The organism is Streptomyces sp. NPDC015661, assembly GCF_043077765.1.
In the GTDB taxonomy this organism is placed as follows: domain Bacteria; phylum Actinomycetota; class Actinomycetes; order Streptomycetales; family Streptomycetaceae; genus Streptomyces.
Window position 1 is genome coordinate 514,540 of sequence record NZ_JBIBST010000002.1, and the last position, 14,997, is coordinate 529,536.

Below are 14,997 nucleotides of genomic sequence, written 5' to 3' on the forward strand. Positions count from 1 at the left end.
CGGGAACGAGCGCCTTGTACGGGGAGTCGGAGTGCGATGACGGAGTTCGAAGCAGGCGGCACGGCGGTGCCGATCGGCCGCGAGAAGGAGGCCGACCGGATCCTGCGGTGCCTCGACGAGCGTTCCGGTCCGCCTCGGTCGCTGCTCGTGCTCGGGGAGACCGGCACCGGAAAGTCCCGGTTGCTGCGCTTCGCCGCGGAGACGGCCGCGGCGCGTCGGATCAGGGTCCTGTCGGTACGGGGCTGGGACGCCGAGGAACCGCAGCCCTTCACCTCGCTGCGCCGGCTGCTCCTGCCGGTGCTCGATACGCCGGAGACTCTGCCGGAGGACCGGTGGCCCGCGCTCCGTGCCGTCTTCGAACCGGGTGTGGGCACCGGACCGCAGGAGCGGCATGCGGCCTGCGCCGAGGTCGTGACCCTCCTGAGCCGTCTGGCTCGGGCGAACCCTCTCTTGGTGACGGTGGACGACGTGCAGGACTGCGATCGCGCCTCCCTGGACGTCCTCTTCTCCGTGCAGCAGCGGCTCACCCAGCAGGGCGTGACCATGCTGTTCGCCGCACACGGCGAGACTCCTCCGGCCGGGGTCCCCGGGGATCTCCTTGTCGTACGGCTCGGCCCGTTGTCCCCCGGCGCGGCGGCCCGGCTCCTGGACGCGCAGCCCGAAGCCCCTGGGGGACGGCTCCGACTGGAGCTGCTCCGGCAGGCGGAAGGCAATCCGCTGGCGATCGTCGAACTGAACCGGACGTCACGCACCGGTACCGGATCACCGCCGGTCATCGCCGAAGCGGGCCGGATCATACGGATCCCGCAGATGTTCGCCGCGCGCCTGGACGCGCTTCCGGAGAACACGCAGCATGCGCTGCTCTACGCCGCGGCCGCGCTGCGGGAGGAGGAGCTTCCCACCGTGATGGCCGCCTTGGGCACCGACGACCTCACCGTATGGGCCGCTGCGGAGAAGGCCGGTCTGATCGGCATCGCCGACAGCCATCTCGTGTTCGGCAACCCGCTGATCCGCACGGCGGCGCTCCACCGGCAGCCCGCGCAGCTGCGGCAGCGGGCACACCGCGATCTGGCGGCGGCACGGGGACAGAACCCGGCACGCCGGGCCTGGCATCTGGCCGCCGCGGCGGTCGGCCCCGACGAGGCGGTGGCTTCGTCCCTGGAGGAGGCCACCGCCGTACAGGCCCGGCTGGCAGGAGACCCCTTCCTCTCGGCCAAGGCTCTGGAGCAGGCGGCGCGACTGAGCGGAAGCGACGAGGACCGGGCCCGGCGCCTCGCCGCCGCCATGGTGGCGGCGAGCGATCTCGGGGATGCGGAATGGGTCCGCGACCTCTACACGGAGTTCTCCCGGCTGAACCGCGACCCGGAGCTGCGCTGCATCGCGACCTGTGCCATGGCAAGCGCACTGGCACTGCTGTCGTTCCAGCGGGAGGCCTTCGACCTCCTGCTCGACGTGTGGCGGCACTCGCCTCCGCGCACGGCCACCGCGTCGTTCGCGCTCACCGCGCTCGCGGCGGCGATCGCCCACCAGTCAGGGCTGCCGGAGCACCGGCGGGAGCTGCCGGGCATGCTCGACCACGCCCGGCGGACCGCCGCACCCGCGAGGCGCACCGAACCCGGGTACCGGGGCCTGTATCCCGAGCTCGACGGACCCGGGGTCCTGGCAGCCCTGGAGACCTATGTGTCGGTGGGTGTCGATCCCGACGCCCGTGCCGGCATGTCCCGCCGGGCGGCCGCCCGGCCCGACGGACGGCCCGACGGACCGCTCGACGGACCGGGTCAGCTGACCCGCCTCCTGGCCGGCGCATCAGTGGCCTACTACACCGACGCGTCGGAGGCCTGTGCAGAGATGTACCGGCGGGCGCGCACCCAGCACGATGCGCCCGGAGCCTGGGGCCCGCGGGTGTGGACGCTGCCGGCCCAGGTGGACACCCTCATCGTCCTGGGGCGGTGGCCGGAGGCCGAGGCCCTGATCGGTGAAGGGCGCTCCGACGCTGTCGTCCACCGGTTGCCCCGTGTCGACATGGATCTCCAGGCCCTGGAGGTGACGCTGTGCGCGCTGCGCGGCGACAGCGTGCCGGACATCCCCTTCACCGGCCCCCACTGGCGCTCCGTCAACCTGGGTGAGAACGGGGCCACCCGGGCCAGGATGCTGCGCGCCTGCGGCCTGACGGCGCTGGCCCACGGTGACGCGGACCGCGCGTTCCGCCACTTGCGGGCCCTGTTCGGGGAGGACGGCTCGCCCCTCGTTCCCTTCTTGTCCGCGCGTTCCATCAGCGAGCTGGCCGCCGCCGCACAACGCGTCGGCCGGCAGCAGGAAGCGGCGCGCGTCCTCGGCGAGGTGCGCAGAAGCCAGGGCGAGCGGCCGACGACCCGGATGACCCTGCTGATGCATCACGCGGCTGCCCTCGTCGACGAGGACGCGGATCCCGAGCACCACTTCCGGCTCGCCCTCGTCAACCCCGAGGGAGACACCTGGCCTCTGGAGCGGGCCCAGGCCCGTCTGCACTACGCGATCTGGCTGCGCCGGCGCAGGAGGCCCGTGGAGGCCCGTGCCCAGCTGACCGCGGTACTGGAGGTCGCGACCCGGCTCGACGCACGGGCCCTCGCCGACGCGGCACGTGGCGAGCTGCGCGCGGCGGGAGTGGCGGACACCTCCGTCTGGGCCGACGGGATGGCCGAACTCACGGCCCAGCAGGAGCAGATCGCGCGGCTCGCCGCGCGCGGCCTGTCGAACCGCGAGATCGGCGAGCGGCTCTTCCTCTCGCCGCGTACCGTGGGCTCGCACCTCTACAACGTGTATCCCAAGCTCGGCATCAGCAGCCGCCACCAACTTCGGGACCTCCTGCACGACTGCTGACGTGCGAGGAACCACCATCCACAGGGGCACGAGCGAGAGGCAAGACCGCATGCAGCCGGACCCCGGTGCCGACGATCGGGAGCCACGCGCCGAGCCGCCGTCGCCCGTGATCCTCGATCCGGTCGTACGACGGCTCGTCGACGCCTCGACGGCGCCTCCGTTTCTGCACGAGCTCGAACCCGACACCGCCCGGCAGGCGTTGAGGGAGTCCCAGGGCGATCGGATCGAGGACTTCGCGGTGGACGCCACCTTCCACGCGGCGCCCGTGGGTCCTTCCGGTCTGGTGGGCTTCTGGATCTTCCGGCCGACCGGCGTCACGCACCCGCCACCGACGGTGCTCTACATCCACGGGGGCCGCTGGATGCTGGGTGACGGGCAGACCCACGCGTGGCTGGTCAGCGAACTGGTGCGCCGGGCGGCCGTGGCGGCCGTGGTCCCCGAGTACAGCCGCACCCCCGAATCCCGCTATCCCGTCGCCCTGGAGGAGTGCTACGCCCTGCTGACCTGGACGGTGCGGCAGGCGGCGGCTTTCGGACTCGACGCCGACCGTCTCGCGGTCGCCGGCGACTGCGCGGGGGCGACGCTCGCCACGGCGCTCACGCTGCTGGCGAAGGAGCGCGGGGGCCCGGAGATCCGTGCCCAACTCCTGTACTACCCGCTCACGGACGCCCGCTGTGACAGCCCGTCGCAGCGGGAGTTCGCCACGGGGTATCCGCTCACCCGGGAAGCCGTCCGCGCGTACTGGCGTCAGTACGCCGTCGACCCCCGCCAGCGGGACGAGCCGACGGCGGCCCCGCTGCGGGCGGGCTTGGCCGACCTGGCCGGGCTGCCGCCGGCGCTGATCGTCACGGCGGAGGCCGACGTGACGCGGGACGAGGCGGAGGAGTACGCGAACCGGCTGCGTCGTGCCGGCGTCGCCGCGACCGCCACCCGCTTCCAGGGCACGGTCCACGACTTCGCGTCGCTGACCGCGCTGCGGACCAGTCCGCCGACGCTGGCGGCGGTGCGGCTGGGTGGCGTGTTCCTGCGCGCTCATCTCGCATGAGGGCGGGGCGGCTGCCGGGCCCGTCCCGCGGCCGCGGTGTCCGGCGAGCGGCATGCGTAAGCCGGGTACTGAACAGAGCGCCAGTCGGACGACTGATGGCAGCGGCGGCGGAGGCTCCGAGACTGGACGGGAGGAGACGCACAGATGTCCGCACCACCATGACGAGGAGTCATGATGCCAGTCGCACTTTCCACGTTGCCGCTCTCGCCCGCCGAACGGGCGGAGTACTGGCACAGCCTGGTTTCCGGCACCTTCATCCCGTTGGACGTCATGCTGCACGACGAGTCCTCGGTGGGGACGATCACCACGGAGCGGCTCGGTCCCCTGCAGATCTCCGTCGTCGAGGCGGGCCCGCAGACGGTGTCGCGTCATGGCCACCTGATCTCCAGGGGCGGCGGGGAGTTCATGACCGTCACCCTGCAGCAGCGGGGCACCGCGCGGCTCAGCCAGGACGGACGGGAGGCCCTCGTCCAGCCCGGCACCTTCACCTGTTCCGACGCCGGCCGGCCCTATCGGAGAGAGCAGCCGGACGACTTCCGATTCACGGCGATCCGCGTGCCGAAGCAGGTGCTCGGGGTGTCGGACGCCGACCTGCGCGCGATCACGGGGACGGTGTTCAGCAGCCGTTCCGGTACGTCCGGACTGGTCGCCGGATATCTGGAACGGCTGGCCGAGCAGGCGGCGGGGGTCGACCCCTACACGGGCCGGCAACTCGCGATGACGGCCACGGACCTGCTGACGGTTCTGGTGCGCGAACGGCAGGGGGAGCTCAACCCCCACGTGTCGGAAACGGCCCGCGGCATGCTCGCCCGCGTCAAGGAGTACATCCTGAGGCACCTGCCCGATCCCGGTCTCTCCCCGGAGAGGATCGCCTGCGCGCACCACATGTCGGTCCGGTATCTGCACAAGCTCTTCCAGTCGGAAGGGACCACGGTGGGCCGCTGGATCCACCGGGAGCGCCTGGAGAGGTGCCGACGCGACCTGTCCGGGCAGTCGAGGACGGCACCTGCCGTGTCGGCGGTCGCCCAGCGGTGGGGCTTCGTGAGCCCTTCCCACTTCAGCAGGGCCTTTCGCGCCGCCTACGGGATGACGCCCCGGGAATGGCAGTCGAGCGCGCGACACGTCTGAACGGGAGCGGCCGGATGGGCGCGGCTGTCACCCGTGACCTGCTCCGGGACGCCGGCACCGTCGTCGCCACGAGGGTCCTCCCGCGTGCCGCGTGGTCCGGGGGGGGGGGTGGCCTAGAGTGCGATGGTGCCGTCATACAGCATTGGGCAGGCAGCGCAGCTGCTGGGAGTGAGTTCGGAGACCGTTCGCCGGTGGGCGGACGGCGGCAAGCTGGCCATGGTGCGCGACGGGGCCGGCAAGCGGGTGATCGAAGGGGCGGCTCTGGCCCGTTTCGCGCGGGAGCGGGGCGCCGGGCTCCACGCGGTTCCGGAGGACGACGTGTCGACCTCCGTCCGGAACTCCTTCGTGGGGATCGTCACGGGGGTGCGGGTGGACGATGTGGCCGCGCAGGTGGAGGTCCAGTCGGGCCCGCACCGGCTGGTCTCGCTGGTGACGCGGGAGGCCGTGGAGGAGCTGGGGCTCGATGTCGGCGTCACGGTGACGGCCCGGGTGAAGTCGACGAGTGTGCACATCGACCTGCCCTGAGCGGTCCCGGCGCGCGGACCGTCAGTGGCAGAGCAGTGCGGCGCGCAGGTCCACCTTGTGGTCGAGCCGCGACAGGTCCCGGCCGGTGATGGTCTCGATGCGTTCGACGCGGTAGTGGACCGTGTTGACGTGGACGTGGAGGGCCTCGGCGGTTCTCGCCCAGGAGCAGTCGTGTGCCAGGAAGACCTCCAGGGTCTCCAGGAGCATCCTGCTCGACCCTCGGCCGGCGCCGAGGAGCGGTCCGAGGACGGTCTCGCGGTAGACGTTCCGTACGTCGACGGGGATGCCGGCCATCAGTTTGCCCAGCCCGTCGAGGTCGCCGAGGCCGGCGACGTGGGACGACGACGGTGCCGCGGTGCGGGCCGCGGCCAGGGCGTAACGGGCCTGGGTCAGTGCGGTGTTCAGCCCCTCGGGGCCGACGGCGGGCCCGCTCACACCCGCGTGCAGGGTGATGTCCGGGGTGCAGCCGTGGATCAAGGGCCAGGCGTCGCCCAGCCTGGCCCGTACGCGCGGCGCCGCCTCCTTCTCGTGCGCGATCACGGCCGTCGCCTCTCCCCCGGGGTCGTCGGCGACCGCGAACGCGACGGAGGGGACGTGCCGCAGCGCTTCCGTGAGTGCGGCGACGCCGGGAGCACCGGCCTCACCAAGCGTGTCCGAGGCCGCGACGACCACGGTGTACGCGGCCTTGTCGGCGAGGCCGCAGGAGGCCAGCGCGGTCCGCACGCGGTGGGTGGCGAAGCGCGGCGCGCCCACCGCGTCGACGAGTTCCGTGAACGCCGCGCCGCTCGCCGCCCGGTTCCGGTCCTCGCGGCGCCGGTGACGCCCGAGGAGTTCGGCTATCTCCTGGAGGATCCGCGGGGGCACCTGGCCGGCCTCGGGCAGGTGGAGGTGCCAGGTGTCGTAGGCCGTGCCGTCGGCCTCGACACGTACCGTCGTACCGTGTGCGCCGCGTACGAGCTCCGCGGCCCGCCGGGCCGGGAGTTCCGTCCGGGCGGGGCCGGTCCGGGCGACCGTGCGGCCGCTGCTGGTCAGCAAGTGGCAGGCGGGCATGCCGAGGTGAGCGAACGCCCGGACCAGCAGATCACCCGCCGTGGCGCCGTTCTCCAGTGCGCGGTCCAGGTCCAGGCGGACGTTCTCCGGCAGGGCGAAGTGGTCGGTGGGCCGGCGGCTCAGCTCGCTCCATTGCCGGAGGTAGACCGCCTCGGTGATCGCCCGGAACGTCGTGTGCGCGGGCACGGCGATCAGGGGGACGCGGTGTTTCCGGCACGCCTCGGCCAGCTGTCGCGGCACCTCTCCGTGGGTCTCCTCCCCGGCGAACAGAGCCACCGCGCCCGCCTCGCGCAGGGCGGAGACGAAGCGCTCGGTCTTGCCCGGACCGCTGTCGGGGCTCCACCACACCAGTCCGCTGAGAACGATCTCCCCCGGCTGCAGAAACCGCGCCGGGTCCTCCAGGTCCGTCGCCGTCACGCCGCCGATGTCCTGGCCGAGGAGCGCCTCGTCGCCCCAGACGAGGGAGAGGTCCAGGCGGTCGAGACGGAGGAGATGGCCGACGTGCATGAAGAGGCTCCTAGCGCGGTCGCGGGATTGTCCCGCGCCCACATTCACGAGGCGAATGCGAGACAAGACATCGTAGATGCCAGAGCAGAGGTGCAAAACAGCTCTTGGTTGATCCTCCAGGGCAGGGCGCAGCGAGGTGGACGTTTTCCGGCTTCGCGTCCAGTCGTGCCGCCGGTCTCCCCCGGCTTCACTGGCCTGAAGGCACCGGTCGGAAGGCATGGGTAGGGATGGATCTGAACACGATCGCGGACGTGAGGGACGCCCGTCGGCGCGAGGCGTGGCGGCCCGGCGACGCGTGGCTCGGTGGCGGCACCTACCTCTTCTCCGAGCCGCAGCCGCATCTGCGCCGGTTGGTCGACCTGAGCCGGATGGGCTGGGAACCGCTCACCCGGCACGAGGACGGTTCGCTGGAGATCGCGGCGACGTGCACCGTCGCGCAGCTGTCCCGCTTCGGGCGGCGATCCCTGGACGCGCCCGCGGCTCCGCTGTTCGAGCAGTGCTGCCGGGCCTTCCTGGCCTCGTTCAAGATCTGGAACATGGCGACGATCGGCGGGAACCTGTGCAACGGCCTGCCTGCCGGGCCGATGATCTCGCTCACCGCCGCGCTCGACGGCACGTGTCTGCTCCAGGCGCAGGACGGCTCGCTGCGCGAGGTGAAGGTCGTCGACTTCATCACCGGCGCGGGCGTCAAGGACCTCGCGGAGGGCGAGCTGCTGCGCTCGGTGACCCTGCCCGCCCGGGCGCTGGAGTGCCGTACGGCGTTCCGGCAGGCCTCGCTGTACGGGCTGGGCCGCTCGGGCGCGCTGGTCATCGGGACGCTCGATCCGGTGGACGGCTCGCTGGCGGTGACGGTCAGCGCCGCGACCGTACGGCCGTTCCGGTTCTGGTTCCCGCTGCCGCCGGACCGCGCGCGCCTGCGCCTGGCGATCGACGAGGCGGTCCGGCCCGACGAGTGGTTCGACGACATCCACGGACTCCCCGCATGGCGAAGGCACATGGGCCTGCGCCTCGCCGAGGAAGTCCGCCGTGAACTGATCACCCTGACGGAAGAAGGAGTCCGATGAGCCCGCGGACCGAGGGATTCCAGCTCCATGTGAACGGCCGGTCCCATCAGGACGAGCCGCGCGCCGGCCAGTGTCTGCGCACCTACCTCCGCGAGCGCGGCTGGTTCGGGGTGAAGAAGGGCTGCGACGCCGGTGACTGCGGTGCCTGCACCGTGCACGTCGACGGGGAGCCCGTGCACAGCTGCCTGTACCCGGCGGTACGGGCCGAGGGTCGCACCGTCACCACGGTGGAGGGGCTGGCTTCCCCGGACGGCGAACTCCACCCCGTACAGCAGAAGTTCCTCGACGCCCAGGGCTACCAGTGCGGCTTCTGCACCGCCGGGTTCCTCATGACGACCGCGGCACTCGAGGCCGAACGGTGCTCCGGCCATGACGACGGCAAGCTCGACGACCTCCCGCGCGCCTTCAAGGGCAACATCTGCCGCTGCACGGGCTATCGGGCGATCGAGGACGCCGTCCGGGGGGTGAAGCACACCGAACGGCCCTGCGCGGGACAGGCCGTGGGGCGCAACGTGGGCGCGCCGGCCGGTCCGCAGGTCGTCACCGGCACCGCCCGCTACACCTTCGACGTCGAGGTCCCCGGCCTGCTCCACATGAAGCTGTTGCGCTCACCGCACCCGTACGCCCGGATCCTGGCGATCGACAGCACCGCCGCACTGCGCGTGCCGGGGGTGGTCGCCGTCCTCACCCACGAGGACGCCCCGGCGACGCTGTACTCCTCCGCCCGGCACGAGCACCCCACCGAGGACCCCGACGACACGCGTGTCCTGGACGACGTGGTCCGCCACGTCGGCCAGCGGGTCGCGGCCGTGGTCGCCGACAGCGAACGGGCCGCCGAGGAGGGGTGCCGCCGGATCGAGGTGACGTACGAGGAACTGCCGCATGTCACCGACCCGGAGGAGGCGATGCGTCCCGGCGCGCCCGTCGTCCACGACGGCAAGGGGCCCGACGTGCGCATCGCCCGGGTCGAGAACAACGTCGCGGGCGAGGTGCACGGCGAGATCGGCGACGTCGAGCGGGGTTTCGCCGAGGCGGACGTCGTGTACGAGGAGACCTTCCGCACCCAGCGCGTGCAGCACGCCAGCCTGGAGACGCACGGCTGCGTCGCGTACTTCGAGCCGAAGGAGGACGGTTCGGGAGAGCGGCTGACGGTCCGCTCGTCCACGCAGACCCCGTTCCTGACCCGGCGCGCCCTGTGTGCGCTGTACGGCCTGCCGGAGGACGGGGTGCGGGTGGTCGCGGGACGCGTGGGCGGCGGTTTCGGCGGCAAGCAGGAGATGCTCACCGAGGACGTCGTCACGCTCGCCGCGCTGAAGCTGCGCCGGCCCGTGAAGCTGGAGTACACCCGCGCCGAGCAGTTCTACGGGGCGACCACCCGGCACCCCTTCACCGTCGCTATCAAGGCGGGTGCGCGTGAGGACGGAAGGCTGACGGCCGTCCAGATGCGGGTGGTGTCCAACACCGGGGCGTACGGCAACCACGGCCCGGCGGTGATGTTCCACAGCGTCGGCGAGCCCTTCGCGGTCTACCGCGCCCCGCACAAGAAGGTCGACGCCTACTCCGTCTACACCAACGTGGTCCCGGCGGGCGCCTTCCGCGGCTACGGCCTCGGCCAGGTCACCTTCGCCGTCGAGTCCGTGATGGACGAGCTCGCACGCCGGCTCGGGATGGACCCGCTGGTCTTCCGCGAGAAGAACGTCATCGGTCCGGGCGAGGCCATGCTCAGCCCGATCGGGGAGGAGGAGGACCTGCACATCGCCTCGTACGGCCTGGACCAGTGCCTGTCGGTCGTACGGAAGGCCATCGCCGAGGATCGCAGCGCCGGGGAGGCCCCCGAGGGCTGGCTGGTCGGGCAGGGCACCGGCATGGCGATGATCGCCACCGGCCCGCCCGGCGGCCACTTCGCAGACGCCCGTGTCTCCCTCCTCGAAGACGGCAGGTACGACATCGCCGTCGGCACCGCCGAGTTCGGCAACGGCACCACCACGGTCCACCAACAGATCACCGCCGGCGCCCTGAACACCACCGAGGACCGGCTCACCGTCCGCCAGTCCGACACGGACGTCGTCCGCCACGACACCGGCGCCTTCGGCTCCGCCGGCACCGTCGTCGCCGGAAAGGCCGTCCTGCTCGCCGCGACCTCCCTCGCCGAACGCCTCCGTACGCTCGCCGCCCGTCACACCGGCGTCGCCCGCCACCAGTGCGTCCTCGGAGCAGAGGCCCTCGACTGCGCGGGCCGGCTCGTCACGCTCAAGGAGCTGTACGAGGCGGGTCATGCACTCGGTGCCACGGAGGAACTCGCCGCCGACGGCCACTGGGGCGGGTCTCCGCGCTCGGTCGCCTTCAACGCCCAGTGGTTCCGCCTCGCCGTGGACCCCGCGACCGGCGAGATCCGCATCCTCCGCAGCCTTCACGCCGCCGACGCCGGCAAGGTCATGAACCCCATGCAGTGCCGCGGCCAGGTCGAGGGCGGTGTCGCCCAGGCCCTCGGCGCCACCCTCTTCGAAACCGTCCGGATCGACGATCGCGGCGAGGTCACCACCGCCGCCTTCCGCCGCTACCGGCTCCCCCAGTACGCGGACGTCCCGCGCACCGAGGTCCACTTCACCGAGACGTCCGACGCGATCGGCCCGCTCGGCGCCAAGTCGATGAGCGAGAGCCCCTTCAACCCGGTGGCTCCCGCGTTCGCCAACGCCCTGCGCGACGCCACGGGCATCCGCTTCACCGAACTGCCGGTGACCCGTGACCGCGTCTGGCTCGCCCTCGACCGGAAGGCACGGAACGTCGGTCGAAGCACCGGGAGGATGTGAGCGATCGACTCGTAGCAAGCTCACAAATGCTGGCTTCCAGGCCGAATTCGAGTAGCAAACACGATTTCCCGCTCGGACGGTCGGGTATCACTGCGCGCAGCCGCCGCACCGACCGCCCGAAGGGACGCACGATGAGCCGACCGAGCACCGCACCGCACCCGATGGCCGCGACCACGCCCGCACCCGGATCCTTCGCACTCTGGGGGGATGTGGCCGAACCGGCCACGCTCACCGTCGCCGACCTGCGCGAAGGGTGGCGGCAGCACCGGGCCGAGGTGGTCTTCGACTGCGCCACGGAGGGACCGCAGCACCACACCTTCGTCGGACCGCTGTTGCGCGAGGTCATGGCCGTGGCGCGGCCCGGTTTCGATCCCGCCCGCCGCAAGGAACGCTCCCGCTTCCTGCTGTCCGTGAGCGGCGGGGACGGACACCACGCGGTCCTGTCGTGGGCGGAGATCGACGCGGACTTCGGCAACGCCCCCGTACTGCTCGCCACCCGCATGGACCACTCGGAACTCGACACGGCCGGCACCCAGCTCGTCGTCCCGTCCGACCGCTGCGGTGCCCGCTATGTCAGCGCCGTCACCGGGATCTGGATCGGCGTCCACCGGCTCTGAGCTCACCGGCACTCCGCGCGCCGCGGTCACCTTCCACTGGGCGGAGTCCGGTCGCCAGGCCGATGAGCCCGCGGGCGCGGGGCCGCGCCCCGCCCGGGAGCGCGACCCTCGCGCAAGCCAGGCCCCGCGTACGACAGGCCCCGCGTGCGACAGGCCCCGCGTGTGACAGGCCTCGCGTGCGACAGGGCTTCTCGGTCAGGCCGCGGAGAGGGAGATCTCGGTCGACTTGATCAGGGCGACGACGGCGGTGCCGGCGCTCAGGCCCAGGTCCTCGACGGCGTCCTTGGTGATCGCGGCGGTCAGTTCCCCGCCCTCGACGGAGACCTTCACCGAACCCATGGCGCCACCGGTGGAGACCTCGGTGACGGAGCCGGCGAGCTGGTTGCGGATGGAGATGCCCTCGACCGGGCCGGTCGCGAGGGCGACCTCGGTGGACTTCACGAGGGCTTTCACCGCGGAGCCCTCGGCCAGACCCAGATCCCTGACGGCGTCAGCGGTGATGGCCGCCGTGATGTCCTGGCCGCCGGCCAGGCGCACCTTCACGGACGCCATGGCCTCGCCCAGCGTGACGGCGGCGACGGTTCCGGGCAGCTGGTTACGAATGGACAGAGTCATGGAAGCACGCCTCACAAAGCGGGAAACGAGCAGTCGTCACTTCTGCGACCTGCAGGGCACCGACGCTACTGGAAGAGAACATCCGTTTGGCGCCAGGCGTCGCATCCACCAGCCGAATGGGCGCATTCTCCTCGCGCATTCGACAAGACCCTCCCTCAGGGGTCCCCATCTCACACCCAGGCAATCCCGAACCGCACAAGCCAGACGAATGACACTGCCCACCTTGCAGGTGGGTGTCATAGGACCCTGTTCACCTCTTGGATGATCCACCGTACCCAAGGAGCCACCGACCGGATATTTCTGTGTCCCGATCCAATCGCCCCCGCGGTTCGTCGACTGCTTGACTGACCCTCACCGGCGCCGTGGCGGAGGAGTGGCTCTCACCGCGACGCGACCGCCGGCCAGGAAGGCCCTGCGTGTCGCGCGCGGTGTTCGGCACGCAGGGGCTCTTCCGCATGCCCGCTCCCGTCCTCCCCGGCAGTCCGGCTGAACTCGAACCGCCTCTTCGGTCCCCAGTCGCCGTCCATGCCGACCATCAGAGAGATGGAATCCGATGACAACGAACCTGTCGCTGCGCCCTGCTGTGAGCAAGGTGCCGGTCCTCGGCGCTGCGCTCGCCCTGGCAGTGCCGGGAACCGCCTACGCCAACTCCGTGAGCGTGACGGTGAAGACCCCCGGGGCCACCGGTGGTCCCGCCTCCGCCAACTCCGAGATATCGACCCACGCGGACTGCGTCGGCGGTCTCGTCTCCGGTGGCGGGATCAACCAGGCCTCGTCATGAACAAGGCCAACACCCCGACCGCCGGGGCGACCGCGGGCCTCGTCACGGCGACCTGCCCGGCCAACACCCGCCTGCTCGGTGGCGGGGCCCGCACCACCCCGGGCAACACGGGCAGCTTCAAGACGATCGCGAGCTTCCCCACCTTCAACAACTCCGCACACTCCTACGGCGCCAAGGCCGCGGCCGACGGGGAGACCAACCCCGACTCCTGGACGGCGGTCGGCTGGGACTCCGGCGCCAACAGCGCCAACCACACCTACGCGTACGCGATCTGCGCCGGAAGCGGCATCAATGCCGGTGGCGCCACGGTGAAGGTCCGCCACACGGAGGTGAGCGGCCCGACCACCGGGAGCACCGGCCAGACGGCGACCGTGGGCTGCGGCCAGGGCGACGGGAAGCTGGTCAGCGGCGGTGCCGCGATCAGCGGGGGCGGCGTGACCTCCACGAACTTCACCGGTCCGGGCTCGGGCGGCGACCACCTCAACGGCGGCTTCCCCAGCACCTCCGGCGGCGCCGCGGTCGGCGACGGGACCACCACGGCGGCGTACTGGACGGCCTCCGCCCACACCGGAGGCCAGTCCTCCCCCGGCACCTACACGGACGCCTGGGCGCTGTGCGCCGACGACGGCGTCTGAGGGCCAGCCGTTCCCGTCGTCCGCATGAACACACGAGAGAGAGTCCAATGAGCACGACCATCCGGCGGGACTCCGCCGCGGGCAAGGCCCTGATCCTTGCCGCCCTGCTGACCGTCGCGGTGCCGGGAGCCGCGTACGCCAAAACCGCTGACGTCACCGTCGTCACCCCCGGGGCCACCATGGGCCCCGCGACGCCCTTCACCGGTGTGTCCTCGCACGCCGACTGCCCCGACGGCCTCGTCTCCGGCGGCGGGGCCGACCAGACCATCGGCAACGACGAGATGTCCAACGGCAACCACGTGATGGGCATGGTGCCCAGCGCCGACGGAGCCACCGCGTACACCGACGCGCCCGGGATCGTCGGCACCGACGCCACGCACTGGATGACGTTCGGCGGAAGCGGGAGCCGGAGCAGCGACGCCTTCTCCACCACCCCGTACGCGATCTGCCTGAACAGCAACCTCATCAGGCACACCCAGGTGGTCATGAACAAGGCCCAGGGGCCGTCCGTCGGGCTTTCGTCCAAGCTCGTCACCGCGACCTGCCCGGCCGGCACCGTCCTGATCGGCGGCGGCGCCCGCACCACCCCGGCCGGTGTCGGCAGCCTCAAGCCGATCGCCGGCTTCCCCACCTTCGACGACGCCGAGCACCACTACGGTTCCATCGCGGCGGGTGACGGCGAGCGCGACCCCGACTCCTGGACGGCGGTCGGCGGGATCGGCGGCGGGCGCGGCGCGGACAACATGACCTACGCCTACGCGATCTGCAGCACGGACGACATCGGCCTCGAACACGTCTCCACGACGGTCCGCTTCACCGAGGTCGACGGCCCGAACACGGCCTCCACGGGGCAGACGGCGACGGCCGGCTGCTCCCGCGAGGATGGGCAACTGGTCAGCGGCGGCGCCGCGATCAGCGGTGGCAACGTGACCACGACCGATTTCGGCAAGGCGACCTCGGGCGGCCCCCACCTCAACGGCAGCTTCCCGAGCGACGCCGCAGGCACCCCGGTCGGCGACGGGGCCACCAACCCGTCGTACTGGACGGCAGCCACCCACAGCGGCGGTTCGCCCTCCCAGGGCAGCTACTCGGACGTCTGGGCGCTCTGCCTGGACGTACGACACGGCCACAAGCACTAGCTCCCCGAGCGCCGACTCGGCGGTCCAGAGTTGCGTGCGGGCCGTTCCGATGCGGCACAAAGGCCCCGTACGCGCCGCGGCGCGTGTGCGGGGCCTTCCTCGCCCGGACACCGCCCCGGGACGGGTCCGGGGTTCAGGGCCGGAAGGGGTGAACGGCACTGTCCGAAACTCGATCGACGGGCCCGTGCCCGGTAGGCGGTTCGTCCCTTCCTGGGGCCTCCT

At 71.9% G+C, this 14,997-nt stretch carries 12 protein-coding genes; 10 read left to right on the forward strand and 2 right to left on the reverse strand.

All coding sequences use genetic code 11. The annotated features are described in order from the left end of the window. Positions 1 to 36 precede the first annotated feature (36 nt). From ACF07V_RS06930 to ACF07V_RS06945, 4 genes are all read left to right on the forward strand, one after another. Positions 37 to 2,859, forward strand: a complete 2,823-nt coding sequence (locus ACF07V_RS06930; RefSeq protein WP_392151863.1) for an AAA family ATPase — start codon at positions 37 to 39, stop codon at positions 2,857 to 2,859. Between the two features lie 49 nt (positions 2,860 to 2,908). Further along, on the forward strand, positions 2,909 to 3,904 hold the full coding sequence (locus ACF07V_RS06935) for an alpha/beta hydrolase (RefSeq protein ID WP_392151865.1): 996 nt from the start codon (positions 2,909 to 2,911) through the stop codon (positions 3,902 to 3,904). A 174-nt stretch (positions 3,905 to 4,078) separates the two neighbouring features. Continuing rightward, positions 4,079 to 5,032, forward strand: coding sequence for a helix-turn-helix domain-containing protein (locus ACF07V_RS06940; protein ID WP_392151866.1), 954 nt, complete (start codon positions 4,079 to 4,081; stop codon positions 5,030 to 5,032). A 126-nt stretch (positions 5,033 to 5,158) separates the two neighbouring features. Next, positions 5,159 to 5,557, forward strand: coding sequence for a molybdopterin-binding protein (locus ACF07V_RS06945; RefSeq protein WP_392151868.1), 399 nt, complete (start codon positions 5,159 to 5,161; stop codon positions 5,555 to 5,557). Positions 5,558 to 5,578: 21 nt separating this feature from the next. On the opposite strand, the gene ACF07V_RS06950 is transcribed toward ACF07V_RS06945, so the two are convergent. Continuing rightward, positions 5,579 to 7,114: a PucR family transcriptional regulator gene (locus tag ACF07V_RS06950; RefSeq protein ID WP_392151870.1), complete on the reverse strand. Its 1,536-nt coding sequence runs from the start codon at positions 7,112 to 7,114 to the stop codon at positions 5,579 to 5,581. A 227-nt stretch (positions 7,115 to 7,341) separates the two neighbouring features. Between ACF07V_RS06950 and ACF07V_RS06955 the strand changes: the two genes are divergently transcribed. The 3 genes from ACF07V_RS06955 to ACF07V_RS06965 all read left to right on the forward strand — a co-directional run bounded on the left by ACF07V_RS06955 (position 7,342) and on the right by ACF07V_RS06965 (position 11,605). Further along, positions 7,342 to 8,178 carry an FAD binding domain-containing protein gene (locus tag ACF07V_RS06955; RefSeq protein WP_392151871.1) on the forward strand — a complete coding sequence of 279 codons (837 nt, stop codon included), beginning with the start codon at positions 7,342 to 7,344 and terminating at the stop codon, positions 8,176 to 8,178. After that, complete coding sequence (locus ACF07V_RS06960) at positions 8,175 to 10,988, forward strand: molybdopterin-dependent oxidoreductase (RefSeq protein ID WP_392151873.1); 2,814 nt, start codon at positions 8,175 to 8,177, stop codon at positions 10,986 to 10,988. Before ACF07V_RS06955 ends, ACF07V_RS06960 begins: the two co-directional genes overlap by 4 nt. A gap of 131 nt (positions 10,989 to 11,119) precedes the next feature. Further along, on the forward strand, positions 11,120 to 11,605 hold the full coding sequence (locus tag ACF07V_RS06965; protein WP_392151875.1) for a molybdopterin-dependent oxidoreductase: 486 nt from the start codon (positions 11,120 to 11,122) through the stop codon (positions 11,603 to 11,605). A gap of 195 nt (positions 11,606 to 11,800) precedes the next feature. On the opposite strand, the gene ACF07V_RS06970 is transcribed toward ACF07V_RS06965, so the two are convergent. Further along, positions 11,801 to 12,220 (reverse strand): molybdopterin-binding protein, encoded by a 420-nt coding sequence (locus ACF07V_RS06970; protein WP_392151876.1) that lies wholly within the window; start codon positions 12,218 to 12,220, stop codon positions 11,801 to 11,803. A gap of 553 nt (positions 12,221 to 12,773) precedes the next feature. Here ACF07V_RS06970 and ACF07V_RS06975 point away from each other — a divergent pair. From ACF07V_RS06975 to ACF07V_RS06985, 3 genes are read left to right on the forward strand one after another with little or no spacing between them, the layout of a single operon-like run. Further along, the gene (locus tag ACF07V_RS06975; RefSeq protein ID WP_392151878.1) at positions 12,774 to 13,001 is read left to right on the forward strand and encodes a hypothetical protein; all 228 of its coding nucleotides are present in this window, start codon (positions 12,774 to 12,776) and stop codon (positions 12,999 to 13,001) included. Further along, positions 12,998 to 13,636: a hypothetical protein gene (locus ACF07V_RS06980; RefSeq protein WP_392151879.1), complete on the forward strand. Its 639-nt coding sequence runs from the start codon at positions 12,998 to 13,000 to the stop codon at positions 13,634 to 13,636. The genes ACF07V_RS06975 and ACF07V_RS06980 overlap by 4 nt, the downstream gene beginning before the upstream one ends. Positions 13,637 to 13,683: 47 nt before the next feature. Further along, entirely contained in the window at positions 13,684 to 14,775 is a 1,092-nt protein-coding gene (locus tag ACF07V_RS06985) for a hypothetical protein (protein ID WP_392151881.1), read from the forward strand. The last annotated feature ends 222 nt before the right edge of the window (positions 14,776 to 14,997 follow it).